17 protein-coding genes are annotated in these 21,216 nt (G+C 61.0%); 11 read left to right on the top strand and 6 right to left on the bottom strand.

Going from position 1 to position 21,216, the window contains the following annotated elements; translation table 11 throughout:
• Position 1 precedes the first annotated feature (1 nt).
• Positions 2-637, top strand: coding sequence for a hypothetical protein (locus BLW03_RS03150; RefSeq protein ID WP_074652306.1), 636 nt, complete (start codon positions 2-4; stop codon positions 635-637).
• Between the two features lie 111 nt (positions 638-748).
• Here BLW03_RS03150 and BLW03_RS03145 read toward each other — a convergent pair whose 3' ends face one another.
• The gene (locus BLW03_RS03145; RefSeq protein ID WP_074652305.1) at positions 749-2,245 is read right to left on the bottom strand and encodes a hypothetical protein; all 1,497 of its coding nucleotides are present in this window, start codon (positions 2,243-2,245) and stop codon (positions 749-751) included.
• A gap of 123 nt (positions 2,246-2,368) precedes the next feature.
• Here BLW03_RS03145 and BLW03_RS03140 point away from each other — a divergent pair, with 123 nt between their 5' ends.
• From BLW03_RS03140 to BLW03_RS03130, 3 genes are all read left to right on the top strand, one after another.
• Positions 2,369-4,240 carry a bifunctional homocysteine S-methyltransferase/methylenetetrahydrofolate reductase gene (locus BLW03_RS03140; protein ID WP_074652304.1) on the top strand — a complete coding sequence of 624 codons (1,872 nt, stop codon included), beginning with the start codon at positions 2,369-2,371 and terminating at the stop codon, positions 4,238-4,240.
• Positions 4,241-4,262: 22 nt separating this feature from the next.
• Positions 4,263-4,493 (top strand): exodeoxyribonuclease VII small subunit, encoded by a 231-nt coding sequence (xseB, locus tag BLW03_RS03135; RefSeq protein WP_074652303.1) that lies wholly within the window; start codon positions 4,263-4,265, stop codon positions 4,491-4,493.
• A gap of 61 nt (positions 4,494-4,554) precedes the next feature.
• Positions 4,555-6,180, top strand: a complete 1,626-nt coding sequence (locus BLW03_RS03130) for a rhamnogalacturonidase (RefSeq protein ID WP_074652302.1) — start codon at positions 4,555-4,557, stop codon at positions 6,178-6,180.
• Positions 6,181-6,252: 72 nt separating this feature from the next.
• On the opposite strand, the gene BLW03_RS03125 is transcribed toward BLW03_RS03130, so the two are convergent.
• Together BLW03_RS03125 and BLW03_RS03120 are read right to left on the bottom strand one after the other, a co-directional pair.
• Positions 6,253-6,993 (bottom strand): GvpL/GvpF family gas vesicle protein, encoded by a 741-nt coding sequence (locus BLW03_RS03125; RefSeq protein ID WP_074652301.1) that lies wholly within the window; start codon positions 6,991-6,993, stop codon positions 6,253-6,255.
• Between the two features lie 225 nt (positions 6,994-7,218).
• The gene (locus BLW03_RS03120; RefSeq protein WP_074652300.1) at positions 7,219-7,926 is read right to left on the bottom strand and encodes a trimeric intracellular cation channel family protein; all 708 of its coding nucleotides are present in this window, start codon (positions 7,924-7,926) and stop codon (positions 7,219-7,221) included.
• 47 nt (positions 7,927-7,973) lie between these two features.
• Between BLW03_RS03120 and BLW03_RS03115 the strand changes: the two genes are divergently transcribed.
• Positions 7,974-9,158 (top strand): DUF481 domain-containing protein, encoded by a 1,185-nt coding sequence (locus BLW03_RS03115; protein ID WP_244501935.1) that lies wholly within the window; start codon positions 7,974-7,976, stop codon positions 9,156-9,158.
• A gap of 2 nt (positions 9,159-9,160) precedes the next feature.
• Here the strand turns inward: BLW03_RS03115 and BLW03_RS03110 are convergent, their stop codons facing one another.
• The gene (locus BLW03_RS03110) at positions 9,161-9,766 is read right to left on the bottom strand and encodes a c-type cytochrome (RefSeq protein WP_074652298.1); all 606 of its coding nucleotides are present in this window, start codon (positions 9,764-9,766) and stop codon (positions 9,161-9,163) included.
• Between the two features lie 180 nt (positions 9,767-9,946).
• On the opposite strand from BLW03_RS03110, the gene BLW03_RS20545 reads away from it, so the two are divergent.
• Positions 9,947-10,657: a DUF481 domain-containing protein gene (locus tag BLW03_RS20545; protein WP_170834942.1), complete on the top strand. Its 711-nt coding sequence runs from the start codon at positions 9,947-9,949 to the stop codon at positions 10,655-10,657.
• 55 nt (positions 10,658-10,712) lie between these two features.
• Here BLW03_RS20545 and BLW03_RS03100 read toward each other — a convergent pair whose 3' ends face one another.
• Positions 10,713-12,125: an aspartate ammonia-lyase gene (locus BLW03_RS03100; RefSeq protein WP_074655737.1), complete on the bottom strand. Its 1,413-nt coding sequence runs from the start codon at positions 12,123-12,125 to the stop codon at positions 10,713-10,715.
• Positions 12,126-12,184: 59 nt separating this feature from the next.
• Here BLW03_RS03100 and BLW03_RS03095 point away from each other — a divergent pair, with 59 nt between their 5' ends.
• Positions 12,185-12,631, top strand: coding sequence for a carboxypeptidase-like regulatory domain-containing protein (locus tag BLW03_RS03095; RefSeq protein WP_170834941.1), 447 nt, complete (start codon positions 12,185-12,187; stop codon positions 12,629-12,631).
• A gap of 69 nt (positions 12,632-12,700) precedes the next feature.
• Here BLW03_RS03095 and BLW03_RS03090 read toward each other — a convergent pair whose 3' ends face one another.
• On the bottom strand, positions 12,701-14,041 hold the full coding sequence (locus tag BLW03_RS03090) for an amidase (protein ID WP_074652295.1): 1,341 nt from the start codon (positions 14,039-14,041) through the stop codon (positions 12,701-12,703).
• A 140-nt stretch (positions 14,042-14,181) separates the two neighbouring features.
• Here BLW03_RS03090 and BLW03_RS03085 point away from each other — a divergent pair, with 140 nt between their 5' ends.
• From BLW03_RS03085 to BLW03_RS03070, 4 genes are all read left to right on the top strand, one after another.
• Positions 14,182-15,714: a fumarate hydratase gene (locus tag BLW03_RS03085; protein ID WP_074652294.1), complete on the top strand. Its 1,533-nt coding sequence runs from the start codon at positions 14,182-14,184 to the stop codon at positions 15,712-15,714.
• 614 nt (positions 15,715-16,328) lie between these two features.
• The gene (gene tnpA / locus BLW03_RS03080; RefSeq protein WP_074652293.1) at positions 16,329-16,778 is read left to right on the top strand and encodes an IS200/IS605 family transposase; all 450 of its coding nucleotides are present in this window, start codon (positions 16,329-16,331) and stop codon (positions 16,776-16,778) included.
• Between the two features lie 898 nt (positions 16,779-17,676).
• Entirely contained in the window at positions 17,677-20,217 is a 2,541-nt protein-coding gene (gene leuS / locus BLW03_RS03075) for a leucine--tRNA ligase (protein WP_083350283.1), read from the top strand.
• Complete coding sequence (locus tag BLW03_RS03070) at positions 20,217-21,164, top strand: hypothetical protein (protein ID WP_074652292.1); 948 nt, start codon at positions 20,217-20,219, stop codon at positions 21,162-21,164. Before leuS ends, BLW03_RS03070 begins: the two co-directional genes overlap by 1 nt.
• Positions 21,165-21,216 lie beyond the last annotated feature (52 nt).

Below are 21,216 nucleotides of genomic sequence, written 5' to 3'. Positions count from 1 at the left end.
CATGCTTGTCGTCGTTGGTGGACACACCCGCAACATCGGCAAGACCACCCTGTCGACGCAGGTGATCTCCGCCTTCCCGGGGATGCAGTGGACTGCGATGAAGATCACGCAGTATGGCCACGGCATCTGTTCTGCGAACGGCGAGGCCTGCGACTGCGCGACCGCTGACCACACAGTCGCCATCAGCGAAGAACGTAAGCGCGACAGCGGCACCGACACCTCTCGCATGCTCGTCGCCGGTGCTGCGAAGGTTCTTTGGGTTCGAACGCAGCAAGGCGAGCTTGCGGCGGGCTCGTTGAGCGAAGCCATGCCGCGTTTGCGAAAGGAGATCACCGCTGCAGAGAATGTGCTGGTGGAGTCCAACAGCATTCTGCGCTTCCTTCGTCCGGACCTTTATCTCGCGGTGCTTGACCCAACCGTCGCTGACTTCAAGCCATCGGCACTGCGCTATCTCGACCGTGCCGATGCTCTCTTTGTTCCCAACGGCATCGATCTGAGCGAGGCAGCGTGGCAGGACATCGCTCCGTCGGTTTATCGCGCCAAGCTGGTCTTCGAACTCCGCGAGGATGGGCTGTCGCCCGATGCGGACGCCTGGCTCACGTCACGCTGTATGCCGCGCATGCCAAGCGTCGCCTAGACTGCGCGCAGCCCCATGTCTTAAGCGCGAGACACGGGCACCATTCCTTCGCTACAAAGCAGAAGAGCCGCCCAGATGGGCGGCTCTTCTGATAAGGCAACAAAGTGGTGCTTAGTTCGCGACGTTGGTCGATGCGTCCATGTATGCCACATCGTTCGCCGTGCCTTGGACCGTGATGTTCGTATTATCGATCTCCGAACCATCCACGGTGTTGAAGGCATGCACCTGACCGCCATACGCCGTGTAGACCTTGTTCAGGTTCTCAACCCAGCAAAGACCCGTCAGACTGCCGTAGTAATACTGATCCAGGTTTTCATTGGGATAGGGAACATGGGTTGCGCCACCGGGCGTGACTGCCGGAACGATCGCTGCTGCCTTGTTCGTGATGTCGTAGCGGGTCAGGCAGTTATAGTTCTGGCCGTGCTGGTAACGCTCGCCGCTGGCGCAGTTGTTCGCGCCGATCCAAAGCGTGTTGTTGTCGGCGAAGAGCATCTTCGTGTGCTCGCCGTCAGAGATCGAGAACGTCTGCGAGACCGTCTTGGTCGACAGAGGAATGACCGACAGGTTGCCGCCGAAGTAGCCGTCGGCCTGCAGCGACTGACCCGCAACGTAGAGCGTGGCACCGTCCGAAAGAGCCGTTGTTGCACCGCCGGGAACAGCGGTCGAGCTGACCACGGGCGAAACGTAGGTCGCGCTCGGCGGATAGTAGTCGATGCGCAGGTTGGCAAGATTCGCGAAGTTCACTGCTGGCACATCGTCGCCCGTAGCAGCGGAACCGCCACACTCGCGGCCGCAGCTCAGGAAGTAAACCTGCGTGCCGTCAGGCGAAAAGTATGCGTTGGATGGCCGGTGGAACGAGGGCTCGCGGACGCTGCCATCGCTTTGCGTCGCACCCACAGGGATCACGCAGAAGGTGGGCTTGTTGACCGGCTGGCAGGTCAGCGCGTTCGGCGGTGCTACCTGGTTGCTGTTCAATTGCAGCATGCGATAGACCATGTTGGAGTTGCGCAGCATCATCAGGATGACGGTGTGCGACGGATTCGCAACGATCTTGTAGACGCTGGGTACCGCGAACGCGAGGGCTGTCGCAGTCGAGTTCGCCGTCGCCGAGGCCGTCGCGGGAGGCGCGATGTTTACCGTGCCCGTGCGCTCCGTTGCTGTGTATACCGACTGGGTGTCTTCCGGAACGAAGTACGACGACACCACGCCGGTCGACGTGGCCGTAGGGCCCAGGCCCGCTTCCGTCGAGTAGTTGATGGTGTTGATATTGCCATCGCTACTGTAGACAAAGCCACGTGTCTGTTCAGGATAGTTGATGATGGACTGCGCCTGGCCGGTATACGCGGAGATCGTCGTGGTGCTGTTCGCCACGTAAACGTTCGAGCGGATATCACGCTTCGCGTCCAGGACCTCCAGCGAGCCGGAGAGCAGACTCGACTGCGAGATGGCGACCATCACGCGCTGGGTCAGCTTCGAGGGCGGAACAGGCCGGCCGGCGAACTGATTCTCAGTGGTCTTGTAAGGGCGGTATCCACAACCCGTCAGCAGAGTGACGACGGTTGCAAACAGAAGGGCGGTTGCAGACCGCGCAACGGAAACACTTTTCAACGGAAACCTCAACGGTGCTGCGGGAAATCTCCCTTGCCGCGCCCTGCCGAAGTATACCAAAGCGGGAGGGGGCGGATGGGGATCATGTGTGTGACGCAGTAGGATGAAGGATAGCGACACGACATGCCTGAGACCATATCCCAAAGCAAAACCCACGATGTTGAGCGGCTCTTCGGCCCCTCGCCAGTCCTGTGCGACGGTGCCATGGGCACGATGTTCTATGCGCGCGGCGTCTTTATTAACCGCTGCTTTGACGAGTTAAACCTGACCGATCCGCAGATGGTGCGCGAGTTGCACGAGGAATATCTGCTGGCCGGGGCTGAGGTGATTGAGACCAATACCTTCGGCGCAAACGCCGCTCGTTTGAAGCGCTTCGGTCTCGAAGGTAAGGTGGCGGAGATTAATACAGCTGCCGTCCGCATCGCCCGCGCGGCCGTGAATGGCGTCCGCGAAAAGCACGCGCACCAGGCTTTCGTGGCCGGCGCTCTGGGTTCGCTGGGCTTCGACAAGAAGGATGCTGACCCCGCAATGATGCTGGCGGCCTACACCGAACAGGTGAATGCACTGGTCGCCGCGGGCGTCGATCTTTTTGTCGTGGAAACCATCACGTCTCTGGCACAGGCAAAGGCTGCCATCCAGGCCGCACGCGATGCCGCGCCGGAACTGCCCGTGATCGCAATGATCACGGTGACGGACGCCGGCATAGTGGCCGATGGGACATCGCCAGAGGACGCGGCTCGTCTGTTCGAGGAGTGGGGCGCACGCGCGGTCGGCTGCAACTGCAGCGATGGACCAATGCAGGTGCTGGACACCATCGAGCGCATGCGGAAGGTAACTAAACTACCCATCGCCGCCATGCCCAACGCTGGTCTGCCGAATTGCGTTGACGGCCGCAGCATCTATCTTTCGTCGCCGGAATACCTCGCCAGTTTTGCGCGAAAGGCGATGCGCGTTGGCGCGACCATCATCGGCGGCTGCTGCGGCACCACGCCGAAACACATCAAAGCAATGCGTTCGAGCGTGAAGGCCATTCAGGCGCAGGCGGAAGGTGTTCTGTCAGCCGGTGCGAAGCCTGCTGCAAGCGCGATAGAACCCGTGCCGCTGGCCGAACGATCCACGCTGGGAGGCCGCATCGCGCGCGGCGAATTCGTCAGCATGGTCGAGATCGTACCGCCCAAGGGCATCGACGCCACGCGGGAACTTGAGGGCGCGCGCATGCTGAAGGAACTCGGCATCCACGCCATCAATGTCCCGGACAGCCCTCGCGCCAGCACTCGTATGAGCGCCGGCAGCATGTGCCTGCAGATCGAACAGAAGGTCGGCATTGAGACGGTCATCCACTACACGTGCCGCGACCGAAACCTGCTCGGGATTCAAAGCGAACTCCTCGGCGCGTCATCCCTGGGGCTGCGCAATGTCCTCTGCCTGACCGGCGATCCGCCGAAGATGGGCAGCTACCCCGACGCTACGGCAGTCTTCGATGTCGATGCAGTTGGCTTGACCCGCATCGTGCGCGACATGAATCACGGTCTCGACATCGGCGGCAACAGCATTGGGTCCAGCACTGGCTTTGTCATTGCGGTTGCGGCTAACCCCGGCGTGCCGGACCTGGATGCGGAGGTGCGCCGCTTTGCCGCGAAGGTGGAGGCGGGTGCCGAGTTCGGCATCACGCAGCCGGTCTTCGACATGCGCCTGCTGGAGACATTCCTGAAGCGCATCGAGAGCTTTCGTATTCCCATCGTTGCGGGCATCTGGCCGCTGACGAGCGTGAAGAACGCGGAGTTCATGAAGAACGATCTGAAGGTGCGCATGCCGGACGAGATCCTGTCGCGGATGGCGGCGCACGCCGAGACACCGGAGCACTCTCGCGCGGAGGGCATTCTCATCGCGCAGGAGATGCTGAGCGAGGCGCGGTCCATGGTGCAGGGCGTGCAGGTAAGCGCTCCCTTTGCACGCTATGCCGCTGCGGCTGAAGTGCTGCAGGCGATGCTCTAACGCGTAAGATCAGGGAACGACGATGGCAACATTTGAAGAGCAGTTAAAGACTTTGGAAACAGTGGTGGAGCGCCTGGAGAAGGGCGACCTTGCGCTGGAAGAATCGCTCGCTCTCTTCGAGCAGGGCGTGACACTCTCGGATGCCTGCAAGAAGGAGCTCGAAGCAGCCGAAGGACGCGTGGAAGTGCTGCTGCAGCGCGGCCGCGGCGAGCAGCGTGTAGCGGAAGACCTGGTGCTGGAAGAGGACGAGTAGACCCATCCCGCCGGTTCGTTCAATCGATTCCGGCGTGTGCTTCTGCTACGATTCTCGCGCCATGAACAGCCAGCGCCGCGACCTTCTGAAACTCTCCCCGCTCGCCCTTGCCGCCTTCGCCCCGAGCCTCGCCTCCGGGCAGGTCTCCGGATCGCCCGCACCCTCGTCACCAATGTTTTTTGACGTACGAATGTATGGCGCGACCGGCACGGGGAAGTCTCTCGACACGCCAGGCGTGAACGCCGCCATTGCGGCAGCAAGCGCGGCCGGTGGCGGCACCGTTGTCTTCCCGGCCGGCACGTACCTCTGCTTCTCCATCCGACTGAAAAGCAATGTGCACCTGTACCTGTCGCAAGGTGCGGTGATCCTGGCCGCAGAGTCGCCCAAACGCGGAGAGACCACGGGGCAGATGGGCGGTGTCTACGACGCAGCCGAGCCTGTGACGAGCTACGACGCCTACCAGGACTACGGCCACAACCACTGGCACAATTCGCTGATCTGGGGTGAGGGGATTGAGAATGTCTCGATCACCGGCCCCGGTCTGATCTACGGCAAGGGGCTCTCATACGGCGCAAACCGCGCGCCTCGTGGCGACTACCCGATCTATGTCGCGGAGCAGGCGGGCGTGGGGAATAAAGCGATCGCCCTCAAGAATTGCCGCAATGTCACCTTCAAAGAGTTCCGCCTGCTGAAGGGAGGCCACTTCGGCTTCTTGCTGACCGGCGTCGATAACCTCGTGATGGACGGGTTGCTGATCGACACCGACCGCGATGGCATGGACATTGATTGTTGCAAGAACGTTCATGTGTCGAACTGCACGGTCAACTCGCCCTGGGATGACGGTATCTGCCCGAAGTCAAGTTATGCGCTGGGCTATGCACGCGCCACGGAAAATGTGACGATCACTGGCTGCACGGTCAGCGGTAATTACATGTTAGGAACCGTGTTGGACGGCACTTACAAGCACTTTGCGCCGGATGCTCCGATGGTCTATCGCACCGGTCGCATCAAGTGCGGTACGGAATCGAATGGCGGTTTCAAGAACATCAGCATCAGCAACTGTGTCTTCGATGGTTGCAACAGTCTTTCGCTTGAGAGTGAAGACGGCGCGCTGTGCGAGGACATCGCAATCAGTAACATCACCATGCGTGATTTGATTGGGGGGCCGCTCTTCTTCCGTCTGGGCGCGCGTCTGCGTGGCCCGAAGCCGGAGACGAAAGTCGGCACACTGCGTCGCATCGTGGTGCAGAACATTACTTCGTATAACTCGGATTCGAAGCTCTGTAACATCCTCTCCGGTATTCCGGATTTCCCCATCGAAGATATCAAGATCAGTAACTTCTATATGCAGCACAAGGGCGGCGCCACCGCCGACAAGGCAAAGATCGTGCCGCCGGAAGAAGTCGAGAAATATCCCGATCCAGGCATGTTCGGCCCGATGCCCGCGGGCGGATTCTTCCTGCGTCACGTCCGCAATCTTGAAATGAGCCACGTTGAAATCACGCCCATGTCGAACGATGCGAGACCGTCCTTTGTTCTGGAAGATGTCACCCGGGCCGACTTCTTCGCAGTAACTGCACCGACACCGAATGCCATCGACCTGCGCCATGTGAAGGACGTGCGCATCGGTTGGAGCAGGGCAGCGAAGGATGCCGTGATAAGCAGTGCGGAAGGTCAGACGCTGTAAGTTGATCTGGCTAAGCAACAGGAAAGCCCACTCGTTTGAGTGGGCTTTCCTGTTACTAAGGACCAACCGGGTTTAGTTGGTGGGGTTGTGCGCGGGCTGGTGCCTTTGCACGAAATGATACGGCGGCCATGGGCCTGAGAGCTGCATGCGGCAGTCTTTCAGGAGATCCGTGGCAGACGTGTATTTGTTCTGGTAGCGCTCCACGTTCTTGCGATCGACAAGGTGTGCAATGTCCAGCAGCATCTTGCCTTCACCGGCGCGCTTGCAGGTCACTTCTTCTGCATCGGGCAGGAACATGCGGTGCATCTGCAGTTGCAGTGCGCGTGCCTTGCTCTGGCGTTCACGCTGTGCGCTGGCGCTTTCGCGGAGGCTTGCGAGATATTCCTTGCCAACCGTCCCGGAGAGGACTTTGTGAGTTTCCGGGCAGGTGTCGTCGACCAGCACCTTCAGGTGCATCTCGGCCTTGCCGCGAAGTCTTTCCACGTTGTGAATGAAGTGGCGGTGATTGGAACGAACGGAGCGGCGCAGGGCATCATCATCATCGAAGTGTGTGCCGAAGCGAAACGGAAGAACAGTAGAGTGATGGAAACATTCTGCGATGACACGCGCGTGATCGCGCTGCGCCTGCTGATCCATCCGGTTGTTATCTTCCGGGCTATGCTCGGAGACGACGACGGCTAAGTCACTGGCTGGAAAAACGAAAGTCTGGTTTCCGAAAAGACCGGATATCCCCGTAAGTGGCATGGGGCGACGATGGCGAAGAAGCTCCGGAAAGGATGACCTTTCCGCGATGCAGTATGCATACCACGACATCTTGGTGACTCTCCCAAATGCGCTGCACGTTGTGCGAGTCTCCCGCACATACGTAGGACCATCCCCGATCCCTGAGGAGTCCCGGGCAATTGTTGTCGCACCCCGAACCGAAGCGAATAGTAAGCGCACAAAACAACGATTGGCAAGCGTCTATTACCTGCAACCTCCGTGCCGTTATGGTTTTATTCCATCAGGTTACAAATGGGTTCAGTTTTCCAGGGATATTTACGCGAGTGTTCCGACTGCGCGCGTGCGCCAGCCATAACGGATGGCCAGCAGACGCAGACCAAAGCCGACAAGGGTTCCGATAACTGCAGCGCGATTGACCGGGACACCCATCCGCTGCACGCCCAGGAATGCGGCCGCAGCAATGGTTGAAACCAGTGCGTACAGCTCGCCCTCTTGAAAGATGGCGGGGGAACGTCCGCTGAACAGGTCGCGCAGCGAACCACCTCCTACGGCGGTCGTCACGCCAAGCATCAGGCAGGGCAGGAAGCCCAGTCCCGCATTCATGGCACGCGTGCTGCCCGTGATGGTGAACAGGCCGAGTGCCAGGGCATCGACGATGTTCATAGTGGCCAGTGCGCGGGGACCAACGGTGTGTCCAAAGAGGATCGCAACCAACGCGCCAATCAGTGCGTAAGCCAGGTACGAGGGGTGTTGCAGCGCCAGGGGAGGCCCATCACCCAGCAGAATGTCGCGGACGATGCCACCTCCCACGCCACTCAGCAGCCCGAGCCCAAGCAGGCCAATCACGTCATATTTCGAGCGTCGTTCCCGGCGCAGCGCCAACGCGCCGCCAAGGGCACCAAGCGAGATGGCGGCGATCTCAAAGAAATGGAAGAGCACCTGGGAGATATGCGCGCGTTGCGGCAGCGGGATCCGCTCAACGATCTGCGGGAACTGTCCGAGGAATGTGGCAAGGATTAGCATGGCTTCGACTGGCGAATCGGATGAGGCTCCAAGCTATGCTACCTACCATGGGCTACAACATGATTGCGCACGGAAAAGATTTGGAGCGAAGGGTTGTCCGCCTTGTTGCTCTGTTGGTTTTGGTCAGTGGTCCGGTCGTCGTGGCGGCACAGGCGCCGCCCGCGCCACCACCGGCTCCGAAGGACCTGCTCGTCTTTACAAATGGCGACCAGCTCAGCGGCACGCTGGAACGAAGCGTAGGCGATAACGTTTTGTTCAAAAGCGATATGGCTGGCGAGATCACCGTACCGCTGGCGAAGATTAAAGAGCTGCGAACGCAGGGTGCGTTTGCCATCCTGAAGCATAACGACCCCGTTGCCGTCTCTCGTAAGGTTGTGCCGGGCAAGATCGTGCTGAATAGCACGGAGGTGTCCGTGGTCGCGAATGACGGTGGCACCGGAGCAAGCGTCCCGGTGAAGGATGTTGCCTACCTGATCGACGCGGAGACCTTCAACCGCGATCTGGTTCACGCCATCAGTCCGTGGGAGGGTTGGGGCGGCACGGTGAACCTGGGGACGAACTTCTCCCAGTCCACGATCCACGGCGGCTCGCTGACCGGTGGCTTCGCGCTGGTACGGCAGGTGCCGGTGCTGACCTATTTCCGCGCGCGCAACAGGACCATCCTGAACTTCCAGGAGAACTACGGCGTGCTGACCACGCCGGCAGCGCTCGCCGGCACGACGACCGATTCGCAGTCGAAGACGAGCATCATGCACGCGGATGCGGAACGTGATGAGTACTTCACCAAGACCTTCTACGCACTCGCGATCACCTCGTTCGATCACAACTACTCACAAAGCATGGACCTGCAACAGATCTATGGTGGCGGCTTCGGTTGGACAGCGTTCAACAACGGCAAGCACCAGCTCGATATCAAGGCTGACGTTCACTACGAAAAACAGCAGTTGTTCGACCGTTCGCTGGATCAGAACCTCATCGGCTCGACGTTTTCGGAGAGCTACCGGCGGAGCCTGCCCCTGCGGATGACCTTCACGGAGCAGGCCTCGGTTCTGCCCGCTTACAACAACTTCCACGCCTTCTCCGCGAGCGGTACATCGTCACTGGTGGCGCCACTCTTCCATCGCCTGTCCATGAACGTGACAACGACCGACAGCTTCATCAACAACCCGTCACCCGGCTATCAGAAGAACAGCTTCACGTTCACGACGGGCCTGACCTACTCGCTGCGATAGAGCTAGGGCTTGACCACGGTGGGCTGCGGAGGCGGCACACCGTCGGTCAGGATGCGGCGCACCGGATCCGGCAACTCATCGCGGGTGCTGTGCAGCAGCAGTGCGAGCTGCCAGAGCTGCGTATCCGTCAACGCTTTGGCGTAGGCGGGCATGCCGCTGCGGCGGGCGCCGTGAGCCGTCTTCCAGTAGAGTTCACCGGGCGTTTGGGCTGCGGTGATGCGCGCATCGCGTGGCTCGAAGAACTGCGGTGCGTGCGGCACCATCGACCGGCCCAGCGCGGCATCGCGTCCCGGCGTACCGTGGCAATTGGCGCATTGTGCGCGGTAAGTATGGGCAGCGCCTTCGAACACATCTTCATCCGCTGCAAAGGGAGCGGATTTGGCCTCAGAATGTGCGCGTGCATTCAATGGGACGGACGCGACAAGTGGCTCCCACAGGGAAGAAGCATCGGTAACGCCGACCGGCGGATTCCCAAAGCGCATGTAGGCAGCGATTCCGGCCAGCGTGAGGCCCACGCCAAGCACGATGCCGAGCAACAGTTTGCCTGCGCCACCCCCGCTGTTGCTGCGTCGTGTTCCTCTTGCCGGGGCTCTGTTCTGCTTTGCCAACGTGTTCCTTTGCGTGTGCGCCGGACAGGGGAGCGTGCACCTGCCGCGCCCGGATGTTCTAATGGGGGTTGTGGTCTGGCGGGACCGATGCCCGCGCAGAAAGCGTTGGCGCCTGCGTCTAAACAGAACGCACTGGAATCAACGTACCAAGCCCGCGGGCAACTTGAGGAGTATTGGTTGATGTTCCGTTTCACCGTACCTGCGCCGCGCGCGCTTTTGGCCACTGCCGCAATCTTCTTCGTCACCTCCGCAGCCTTTGCCCAGGCCGCGCCCAACGGCACGCCCGCACCGGGTCGCAGCCGGCGCATCAATGCGAATCGCAAGGCTCGCATTCAGCGCAACATTGAGGACGCTTACTCTCACCGCTGGGAAGTCGCCGGCGGCGGCGGCTATCTGCGCTACCGTACGGGTCCCTTTGAACAGCGGACGAATGAGATCAGTTTCTTCGTGACGCCGACCTACAATCTCAATCCCCGCTGGTCGGCTGCGCTCGATGTGCGCGGCATGTACGGCAGCGCAAAGATCAATAACATCGATCAGAAGAACGGCGTGTTCAGCCCGCAGATCAGCGAATACACTGTGACGGCCGGGCCCCAGTACCGCTTCATGACGCGTGAGAAGTATTCGTTGAGCGCGACGGCTGGCGTGGGCGTTGGTCTGTCCAAGTTTGGTGGCGACGCCAAGGGCCTGCGGTCGGAGGATCTGGGCATGTGGCCCGATTCGAACGCGAAGGTAGCCTTCTCCGCGAGCGTCATCATGGACTACAACATCTACAACAACTTCGCCTTTCGCATTCAGCCCACATACCTGGGTACGACCTTTGGCAACACCGTGCAGAACAACCTGGGCGTGAACCTGGGGCTGGTCTACCGGTTCGGTCGGCAGAAGTAGATTCGCCACGTTGAAGGGCAAAGGCCTCGTATCTGCGAGGCCTTTTGCTTTTGCATCAGGACTCTTTGGCGCGCGGCTCGGTCATGGCGCGTGCGTCCAGGATGGTTGCGATCTGGTCAGCGGTCAGCAGCTTTTCGTCACGCACGATATCAATGATGGACCTGCCCGTTGCGACCGACTCCTTCACTACCTGAGCCGCGCGCGCGTACCCGATGTACGGATTCAGCGCCGTCGCCAGTGACACGGTCGATTGCGCATACATGGCGCAGCGATCTGCGTTGGCCGTGATGCCGCGTATGCAGCGGTGATCCAACTCACGAAGCGTGTTGGTAAGGATCGTGATGGACTGCAACACGTTGTGCGCCATGGTGGGCATCATCACATTCAGTTCAAGCTGGCCCGCCTGCACGGCCATCGCAACTGCCGCGTCATTCCCGACAACCTGGAAGCCGATCATCGCTGCCAGTTCCGGCAGAACCGGATTGACCTTGCCGGGCATGATGGACGACCCCGGCTGCAGGCCAGGCAGGTCAATCTCGCGGAAGCCGGTGTTCGGCCCCGACGAAAGGAGCCGGAGATCGTTCGAGATGCGAACGACCTCAAGTGCCAGCGTGCGTAAAGCGCCGGAGACCGTGGCCATGGGCGCGCAGCATTGCATGGCGAAGCGCATGTCGTCCGACGGCCAGACTGGGACACCGCTCAGCTCTTTCAGGTACGCGATGGCCTTTTCGCGATAGTCGGGATGCGTGTTGATCCCAGTGCCAACGGCTGAGCCGCCGAGGCCAAGCTCCCACAGAGTTGACTCGGCGTACTGCAGGGCGTCCTTCGCGCGCCGGATGGCGACGGCATATGCGGCGAACTCCTGCCCCAGGCGGATGGGTACCGCATCCTGCATGTGTGTGCGTCCGGACTTCAGGATCCCGTCGAACTCCTGCGCCTTGCCCTCGAGGCCTTCCGCGAAGGAATCGAGCACGGGATAAAGCTGCTGCAGCGCGAGGGCAGCTGAAAGCCGCATAGCTGAGGGGAAGACGTCATTGGTGCTCTGACCGTAGTTCACGTGGTCGTTCGGGTGCACCAGTTTGTACTCGCCCGGCGCGCCGCCCAGAATCTGTGAGGCCCGATTCGCGAGTACCTCGTTCGCGTTCATGTGAAAGCTGACGCCGGCCCCGGCCTGGAAGACATCGACGACGAACTGGTCGAGATTCTTGCCGTCAAGAATCTCTTCCGCGGCTTGCAGGATAGCGTCCGACTGCTGCCTCGTGATGAGCCCAAGATCGCCGTTCGCCTTCGCTGCCGCGTACTTGATCATTGCGATGGCGCGGATCAGGAACGGGCTGGCGCGCAGACCGCTGATGGGGAAGTTCTCAAGGGCGCGTGCCGTTTGTGCGCCGTAGAGGGCTTCGGCTGGCACTTCGACGAGGCCAAGGGAGTCTTTCTCCTGGCGTGTTGCTCCTGCAAATCCGGACACTGTCTGCCTCACTGCAAAGTTAGATGTGTGCGGCGGCATTTGGCGCTAAACTTGATTGCATGAAGACCCTCTCTCGCACAGTTTGCGGCCACCCTGTACGTCTCGCGTTGGCTGCCGCCTTGGTAGTTCTGTCCGTCGCAGGTGGCGCCGCCATGGCGCAGCAGGTGGGCCCGGCAAACAGCACCCCCGGCTGGGGCATCGGCCGCGGTGGCGTTTCCGGCAATGAGAAGTACCTGCCGCCGCCGACAGTGCGCGCCGTGCAGGGCGTCGTGCAGAACAGCAAAGGCGAAGCCCTCAAAGGTGCGATGGTCTACCTGAAGAACGACCGCACCGCCAAGGTCCAGAGCGTCTCCGTCGACGAGACGGGCAAATTCCGCTTTGTGCAGGTGCCGCTGAAGGACGACTACAAGTTGTGGGCGCAGGCTGCGGACAAGAAGAGTGCGGAGAAGGTCATCAGCTCCTTCGATACCAAGACCGAAGTGACGCGAGACCTGAAAGTCGAATAGGTACCTTTTGCCGATAAACGGATGTACAGGGAGCCCGGCCTTGCGCCGGGCTTACCTGTTTCGGTTCCTCTAGCGATGGCGTTGCAGAACGGCTTCGATTGCTGCGCCCGCTTCCAGGATCTGACGATCGAGCCCGCCGCTGCCCGCGATCATCAGTCCCACAGGGGCTGTTCCGTGCCGGTGAATGGGAAGGGACAGACCACAGCCGTCCAGGAAGTTGAAGATGCTGGTGTTGCGCAGCATGGCTCCGTTAGCGTGAAAGTATGCGTCGTCACTTGCTTCCAGATCGGCGATGCGTGGTGCGATGCACGGCGTGGTTGGCAGCAGGATGGCGTCGTAGGGTTCGAAGGTCTTTTCAGCCTCCGCGATGATCTCGCGACGAGCCTGCATCAGGTCGAGAAAGTCTGCGGCGAGCATGCCGGCGCCATGCAGGATGCGTGCGGAGACGTGCGGGTCGTAGTGATGGCCGCTCAATTCCAGTAGGTTGCGATGCCACGCGAAGGCCTCGGCCGCAGCGGTCTGGTTACTCGCAGGGATGCGGTTGAGCGCATCGAGATGTACCGGTTCCGTGTGTGCGCCCGCTGCCTGGATGGCGAGCAGCGCCTCCTGGAAGGCGAAGGCTGTCGGCTCATCGAGACTCTCCAGCACGTAGCCCTGCAGGATGCCAAAGCGCATCCTGGTCAGCGACTTTGGTTCGAGGAGGCGATAGAAGTTGCCGCTGAGGACCGCGTCGAGACGCACGCAGCAGGCGACCGTTGGCGCCAGCGGCCCAACGGAGTCGAGGCTGCGCGCGAGCGGCACGATGCCGTCCATGGGGATACGCTTTGCCGTGGGCTTGAAGCCAACCAGCCCGCACAGCGCGGCTGGAATCCGCACCGACCCACCCGTGTCGGTTCCGATGGCAGCAGCTGCCATGCCGTCGGTGACGGAGACCGCTGCTCCCGACGACGACCCGCCAGGGATCCGCCGGTTCACCCGATCCCACGGGTTCGCGGGCGTGCCGTAGTGCGGGTTCAAGCCCAGGCCGCTATAGGCGAACTCGGTCATATTGGTGCGGCCGATGATGACGGCGCCCGCAGCCCGCAGGCGCGTGACGACGGTGGAATCCTTCGCAGCAGGCGCCGCGTTGGCAAGCACGACCGATCCGGCGGTGGTGACCTCACCCGCAACATCGAAGAGGTCTTTTACCGAGATGGGCAGACCCAGCAGCGGCAGGTCTTTGCCGCCGCCTTCGCGCAGCAGGGCATCGGCAGCTGCCGCCTGTTGGAGCGCGGTGTCGCTGATGCGGGTAAACGCACGTGCACCTTCGCCCCCGGGGGCGGCGATGGCGGCTACGCAGGTGTGTACCAGCGACTGGCTGGTGATCTCGCCGTTGCGGAGCGCGTTGAGCGTGTGCGCGAGGGGTTGCATGCCCCTCATTGTAGGTCGGCTGCCGATCGTTTTGTGCCGGAGCGGTCTGTGCCGGACTCCGCACATGCTTGTGCGTCTGGCGAGTAGCGTGAACCGTAACAACGCAGGAGGGATCGACCGGCAAATACAATAGATCTGCGATGACCCAGATCAAGCAGGAAGACTTCATCAGCAGCGTGGCGGACGCGCTGCAGTACATCAGCTTCTATCACCCGGCCGACTACATCCGGAATCTGGCTCGTGCGTACGAGTTGGAGGAGTCGGTCGCGGCCAAGGACGCGATCGCTCAGATCCTGATCAACAGCCGCATGTGCGCGGAGGGCCACCGGCCCATCTGCCAGGACACCGGCATCGTCACCATCTTCCTGAAGATCGGCATGGGCGTGCAATTTGCCGACGCGACCATGGACATCCAGGGCATGTGCGACGAAGGCGTTCGACGCGCCTATGGCGACAAGGACAATCCGCTGCGCGCTTCGGTTCTCGCAGACCCTGCATTCAGCCGCAAAAACACGAAGGACAACACGCCATCGTGCGTGGTGACGGAGCTGGTTGCGGGCAATGGCGTTGACGTCATCGTGGCGGCAAAGGGCGGTGGCAGCGAGGCGAAGAGCAAGTTTGCCATGCTGAACCCGTCGGACAGCATCGTTGACTGGGTGATGAAGATGGTGCCGCAGATGGGCGCGGGCTGGTGTCCGCCGGGCATGCTCGGCATCGGCATCGGCGGCACGGCAGAAAAGGCAATGCTGCTGGCGAAGAAAGCCCTCATGGATCCCATCGATATGCAGGAGCTGATCGCGCGTGGACCGCAGTCGAAGATCGAAGAGTTGCGCATCGAGCTCTACCAGAAGGTGAACGCCCTCGGTATCGGAGCGCAGGGGCTCGGCGGCCTGACCACCGTGCTCGACATCAAGATTCTCGACGCGCCGACTCACGCAGCAAACCTGCCGGTTGCCATGATCCCGAACTGTGCAGCCACGCGTCATGCGCACTTTCACCTGGGTGGCAGCGGCCCCGCGAAGCTGGAGGCACCATCACTGGCCGATTGGCCAGAGCTGACCTACAACCCGCTGAATGCGCGCCGCGTGAATCTCGACACGGTGACTCGCGCGGAAGTGGCGACGTGGAAGGCCGGGGAGGTTGTGCTGCTGAACGGTAAGCTGCTGACCGGCCGCGACGCTGCGCACAAGCGCATGATCGACATGTTGAACCGCGGTGAGAAGCTGCCGGTCGACTTCACCAATCGCTTCATCTACTACGTCGGTCCGGTGGATCCTGTTCGCGAAGAAGTCGTCGGTCCCGCAGGCCCAACCACTGCTACACGCATGGACAAGTTCACCCGCCAGATGCTGGAGACGACGCACCTGCTCGGCATGGTCGGCAAGAGCGAGCGCGGCCCCGAGGCGATCGATGCGATCCGTGACAACGGAGCCGTTTACTTGATGGCTGTCGGCGGCGCGGCCTACCTCGTTTCGAAAGCAATCAAGGCTTCGCGTGTGCTCGCCTTTGAAGACCTGGGAATGGAAGCTATCTACGAGTTTGAAGTGGTCGATATGCCGGTGACGGTAGCGGTAAGCGCCGACGGCACCAGCGTCCACACCACCGGCCCGGCAGAGTGGGCAGCGCGCATCGCCGGCGGCGGGAGCCTGGCAGGCGTGCCGATCCTGCAGTAGAGGCTCAGACCGCGACGGTCCTGGCCCGGCATCTTGCGGGGCCAGAGAACGAGCGCAGAGAAAAGGCCAGAGAACGCGGGCAGAGAAGTTTTAATCGCAAGACCAAGGAGCGGCTTCAGCTGCTGAGGTACGTGCTGGGGATGTCCAGACGGACCTCAGGGGGCTGAAGCCCACTTCGTTTGGACAGATGTCGGCACGGCTAACGCCATGCCCTTACGATCTGCCGCTAACGCAAACGGAACGCGTGGCCGGGCACCGTCCCTTCCGGTGTGTCGCTAACGCTAGCAAAACATCATTCCTTCACATGTGTCGCTAACGCAAACGCGACGCGTGGCCGGGTATCGTCCCTTCCGATGTGTCGCTTATGCTAGCGGAACATCATTCCTTCCGATGTGTCGCTAACGCAAACGCAATGCGTGGCCGGGTACCGTCCCTTGCACCGTCGCTCCGCAGCGCCAGCGCGCTGAAGGCGTGCGACTTCCCAGCCCAGGGCTACGCCCTGGGTTAGGGCAGCCATACATCAAGCGGGCTGAAGGCCCGCGACAAAAGGCCTGCCTTCGACCTGTGTCGTTCAACAGGATGAGGTCAGTGAAAACCCACGCTAGACTGCCGGCATGTCGCAGTCTCTCTCGCGGGTGTTGGTGCACATCGTCTTTAGTACCAAGGAACGTCGCCCATGGTTGTCGGACGCAATCCGTCTCGAGATGCACGCGTATCTGGTAGGAACCGTGCAGGCAGACGATGTTCTGCTGCGCGTTGGTGGAGTTGCGGACCATGTGCATCTTGCCGTCTATCTAGCGAGAACGGAACCGGTCGCCAGACTGGTTGAGCGTCTAAAGGTCTCGTCCTCGAAATGGATCAAGGCAAAGGATCCGGAATTCTCGAACTTTGCATGGCAGAAGGGCTACGCCGTGTTCTCCGTTGGGCTGAGAGACAAGGCAGCATTGATCGAATACATCGATAACCAGGCGACGCATCACGTGCGACGTGACTTTCAGGCAGAGATGCGCGCCATGTTTGCAGCCTATGACGTTGACTTCGACGAGAGGTTCGTTTGGTCTTGAGCCTTTTGTCGCGGGCCTACAGCCCGCTCATCCCGCTACATGACGATAACCCAGGGCGTTGCCCTGGGCTGGGAAGTCGCGGGCCTGCAGCCCGCTTAGATCCCGCTGGACGACGGTGACCCAGCGCATTGCCTGGGACTAGGAAGTCGTGGGCCTGAGTCAGCTTGATCCTGTCATAGGGACGTGACTCAGGAGCGTTGCCCTAGGCTGGAGGTCGCGGGCCTGCAGCGCGCCTGACTCTCGCGATGTCGCGACGTTGTGGTCTTCCACGGGTGGGTTGTCGCGGGCCTACAGCCCGCTCATCCCGCTAGACGACGGTAACCCAGGGCGTTGCTCTGACTGGGAAGTCGCGCCTACAGCGCGCGGATCCCGCACAGCAGGGGTCGCGTGGTCGTGCCAATGCCCGGGGTAGAGACGAGTTCCAGGGCAGGAGTACCGCGAGGCGGAGATACGCGGTTCGTTGAGAGGGCCTTTCGCTTGAATGATGCTGTGTGGCAGCGGACCTCGTTGTCACGCCCGTGCACTGGGCGGGGAGTCGTGCGCCGACAGCGCGGCATCCATGCGTGTCTCCTAAAAGATTGACCAAGCCAGGGTGCCGCGCGAGGTGCGGACAGCCGACGCCGGACGGGGCTCTTGGTTGCTGTTCGACGACACAAACCCTTGACACGCGCGATACACTCAATGAGTACAGATACACCGCAAGCGGAGGGGCTGAAAGCCCTTCCGCTTTCGTTTTTAGCTGCTAACTCGTTTGTTATCTAATTTTTGCGTGTAAGTGTTTTTGAATCTAATTTTTGCAGTTTCGGGAATCGTCAACTCCTTTGGAATCTAATTTTTACAGTTTTCAGGGGGAGGGGTACCCCTCCCGGACTCGTCGCCTAGGAAAGCGAACCATACAATGAAGTTGATGCCCGACGAAAATATTTCTGCCTTACTGACCGAAGAGACAAAGCGTTACACACCCAACGAGATCGAGCCGAGATGGCAGGCCGTTTGGGATGCGAATCCTGCGCTGTACGCTGCGGAACCGCATAGCAGCGGCAAGCCGAAGTACTACGTGCTCGAGATGCTGCCGTATCCGTCCGGCAAGCTGCACATGGGCCATGTGCGCAACTACAGCATTGGCGATGCGTTAGCTCGCTACCAGTGGATGAACGGCTTCAACGTGCTGCATCCCATGGGCTGGGATTCGTTCGGCCTGCCCGCTGAGAATGCTGCGATCAAGAACAACACCGCTCCGCGCGAGTGGACGCTGAACAACATCGCGGAGATGCGCAAGCAGATGCAGCGCATGGGCCTGAGCTATGACTGGGCTCGCGAGGTTACGACGTGCCTGCCGGAGTACTACCGCTGGAACCAGTGGATCTTCCTGGAGATGCTGAAGCGCGACCTGGCCTTCCGGCGGAAGAGCAAGGTGAACTGGTGCCCGAGTTGCAATACGGTGCTGGCGAATGAGCAGGTCGTCAGCGGTTGCTGCTGGCGTCATGAAGACGTGCTCGTCGAGCAGCGCGACCTGACGCAGTGGTTCTTCCGCATTACGAAGTACGCGGACGAGCTTCTGGACGGCCTGGACACGATGGAAGGCTGGCCGGAGAAGGTCCGCACCATGCAGCGCAACTGGATCGGCCGCAGCGAAGGCGCGGAGGTGCAGTTCCACGTCACCGGCACGCAGGATACGATCACCGTCTTCACGACGCGCATCGATACGATCTTTGGTGCAACGTCGATCCAGTTGGCGCCGGAGCATGCGCTGGCGAAGGCCTTCGCGGTCGAAGACGCGCACCTTGGCGAGGCTCTCGACGCGATGATCGCGGAGCAGAAGACCGCTCGCGATACGGACATGCTGGGTGAGCTGCCGAAGCACGGTGTCTTCACCGGCAAGTATGCGACGAACCCGTTCACGGGCGAGCAGATGCCGATCTGGTGCGCGAACTATATCCTCGCCGACTACGGCACAGGCGCCATCATGTCCGTGCCTGCGCACGATGAGCGTGACTTTGAGTTTGCGACGAAGTATGACCTGCCGATCAAGCGCGTCGTCGCTGCGAACATCGACACCGACGACGTCGCCTTGCCATATACCGGCAAGGCTGAGGCCGTGCTGATCGACAGTGGCGAGTGGACCGGTGAGGCTGCTCTGGAAGCGCAGGAGAAGATGGCGAAGTATGCCGAGGCAAATGGCTTCGGCAAGGCCACGACGACCTATCGCCTGAAGGACTGGGGCGTCTCGCGCCAGCGGTATTGGGGCACGCCGATTCCCGTTGTGTACTGCGACAAGTGCGGGATGCAGCCGGTGCCGGAAGACCAGTTGCCGGTGCTGCTGCCGGAGAACATCGACCTGGCGGATGTCGACGGATCGCCGCTGGCGCGTGTGCCGGAGTTTGTGAATACCACTTGTCCGCAGTGCGATGGGCCCGCGCGTCGCGAGACCGACACGATGGATACTTTCGTGGATTCGAGCTGGTACTTCTATCGCTACACGGACGCGAAGAACGACAAAGCTCCGTTTGCGAGTGAGGCTGCGAACTACTGGTTCCCGATCGATCAGTACATCGGTGGCGTCGAGCACGCGATCCTTCACCTGATCTACTCGCGCTACTGGACGAAGGTGATGCGCGACATCGGCCTCATCAACAACAGCGAGCCTGCGACGCGCCTGTTCACGCAGGGCATGGTGATCAAGAACGGCGCGAAGATGTCGAAGAGCAAGGGAAACGTAGTCTCGCCTGACGACATGATTGCGAAGTATGGCGCGGATGCGACGCGCATGTATTCGCTCTTCGCTGCTCCACCGGACCGTGATCTGGAGTGGCAGGAGGAGGGTGTTGCCGGCGTCTATCGCTTCCTGTCGCGCATCCATCGCCTGGCTACGAAGTACGCTCCCGCGATGCGCGCGAGTGAGCACACGCAGACGCTGGAAGGCTTGTCTGTCGACGGCCAGAAGCTGCTGCGCACGTTGCACCAGACCATTGCGAAGCTGACCCAGGACTTCAGTGGACGCTGGCACTTCAATACCTGCATTGCGAGCATCATGATCCTCGTCAACGAGATCGTGACAAACGAAGCGGCGATGGACAACGGTGATATCTCGCCGGCGACGCAGCGCGAGGTCTTCCGAGTGTTGACGCTGATGCTCGCGCCTTTCGCTCCGTTCCTGGCGCAGGAGTTGTGGACCGAGTTGGGCCATGACGGTATCGTCTTCCGTCAGCCATGGCCTGTGGCCGATGCGGAATTGGCTCGTGAGAACGAGATCGAGATTCCGGTGCAGGTGAACGGCAAGCTCGTGGCCGTCATCAAGGTGGCAGCCGAGGCAGACGTCGAGGCCATCAAGGCTGCGGCGCATGCGAACGAGAAGGTGACGGCGCGGCTGGAGGGGAAGCAGATCGTCAAGGTCGTCGCGGTTCCTGGCAAGCTGGTGAACTTCGTCGTGAAGGGCTGATGGTGACGCAGGCTCCCCAGCAGCGCGCCACGCAGGGATTCGTCGGGAACCTGTCGTGGGTACGCGCGCGCCCCTCGTTGACGGCCATTGAAGTCGCTTGGCGCTGGGTCTTTGGCGTTCCGGCGCTACTGTTGATGTATCGCGAGGCTGTGAAGGTCTTTGCCGCGGTGCCGTGGCGTGCAACGGGCATCGAAGACGTCACGGTGAACCAGTTACTCACCGATCCGATGAAGGCTTCGACAACCATCGCAGCGTTCGCGCAAGTGGTCGGCCCCGGAATCTATCGCTCGGCGCTCTGGCTTGCACCACTGGTACTGGTGGTCTGGGCTGTGGTCTCCGGTGTCGGTCGCACGTTGTTGCTGAAGCGTATGGATCGTATGCTGAAGCCACGCGCCGGAACGCTGATGCTCCTCCAACTCCTGCGCGTCATCCCTCTGGCCTTGTCGTTCGGCCTCTGGTGGCTGGGCGTGAGGGCGCTGGCTGAGTGGGCGATCCTAAAGCCGATCGCAGCCGGTGGCGATCCAGCCATGATGGCCTACGTCGGCGGCGTCATCGTGTTGTCCCTTGGGCTGTTCGTCATCACAGCAGCCGTTGGATGGGTCTTTAGCCTCGCGCCACTGCTCTCCGCGATGAAGGGAGAAGGCACGGTCGCCAGCCTGCGGGATTCGCTGCGGGTTGGCCGCATGCGCGGTGGACTGGTGGAGATCAACATGGTCCTGAGCATCGTCAAGATTGCTCTGCTGGTGCTGGCGTTGGTCTTCTCAGCCTGTCCGCTGCCATTTCAGACGGAAATCACCGATGAGTTTCTTTTCTGGTGGAACTGTGTCATCGCTGTCTGGTATTTCCTGACTTCAGACTTCTTTCATGTTTCGCGGATCAGCAGCTACCTGCGGCTGTGGCAGGCAAACTCGGACGCTGTGAGCAAAGAAGCCGTTTCTTCCGAGTGACTTCCGCAGCGCAGACCGCATCACAGCGTCTGTTGCTACACTCTGCACGCGA

This window comes from Terriglobus roseus (genome assembly GCF_900105625.1).
Classification (GTDB): domain Bacteria; phylum Acidobacteriota; class Terriglobia; order Terriglobales; family Acidobacteriaceae; genus Terriglobus; species Terriglobus roseus_B.
The sequence above is the reverse complement of the archived record's forward strand: the minus strand, read 5'-3'. Positions and strand labels throughout refer to the sequence as shown.

Excerpts from the sequence above, each read along its gene's own strand:
- BLW03_RS03150 (WP_074652306.1), top strand. The coding sequence starts at position 2 with ATGCTTGTCGTCGTTGGTGGACACACCCGCAACATCGGCAAGACCACC.
- BLW03_RS03140 (WP_074652304.1), top strand. The coding sequence starts at position 2,369 with ATGCCTGAGACCATATCCCAAAGCAAAACCCACGATGTTGAGCGGCTC.
- xseB (WP_074652303.1), top strand. The coding sequence starts at position 4,263 with ATGGCAACATTTGAAGAGCAGTTAAAGACTTTGGAAACAGTGGTGGAG.
- BLW03_RS03130 (WP_074652302.1), top strand. The coding sequence starts at position 4,555 with ATGAACAGCCAGCGCCGCGACCTTCTGAAACTCTCCCCGCTCGCCCTT.
- BLW03_RS03125 (WP_074652301.1), bottom strand. The coding sequence starts at position 6,993 with ATGTCGTGGTATGCATACTGCATCGCGGAAAGGTCATCCTTTCCGGAG.
- BLW03_RS03120 (WP_074652300.1), bottom strand. The coding sequence starts at position 7,926 with ATGCTAATCCTTGCCACATTCCTCGGACAGTTCCCGCAGATCGTTGAG.
- BLW03_RS03115 (WP_244501935.1), top strand. The coding sequence starts at position 7,974 with ATGGGCTACAACATGATTGCGCACGGAAAAGATTTGGAGCGAAGGGTT.
- BLW03_RS20545 (WP_170834942.1), top strand. The coding sequence starts at position 9,947 with ATGTTCCGTTTCACCGTACCTGCGCCGCGCGCGCTTTTGGCCACTGCC.
- BLW03_RS03095 (WP_170834941.1), top strand. The coding sequence starts at position 12,185 with ATGAAGACCCTCTCTCGCACAGTTTGCGGCCACCCTGTACGTCTCGCG.
- BLW03_RS03090 (WP_074652295.1), bottom strand. The coding sequence starts at position 14,041 with ATGCAACCCCTCGCGCACACGCTCAACGCGCTCCGCAACGGCGAGATC.
- BLW03_RS03085 (WP_074652294.1), top strand. The coding sequence starts at position 14,182 with ATGACCCAGATCAAGCAGGAAGACTTCATCAGCAGCGTGGCGGACGCG.
- tnpA (WP_074652293.1), top strand. The coding sequence starts at position 16,329 with ATGTCGCAGTCTCTCTCGCGGGTGTTGGTGCACATCGTCTTTAGTACC.
- leuS (WP_083350283.1), top strand. The coding sequence starts at position 17,677 with ATGAAGTTGATGCCCGACGAAAATATTTCTGCCTTACTGACCGAAGAG.
- BLW03_RS03070 (WP_074652292.1), top strand. The coding sequence starts at position 20,217 with ATGGTGACGCAGGCTCCCCAGCAGCGCGCCACGCAGGGATTCGTCGGG.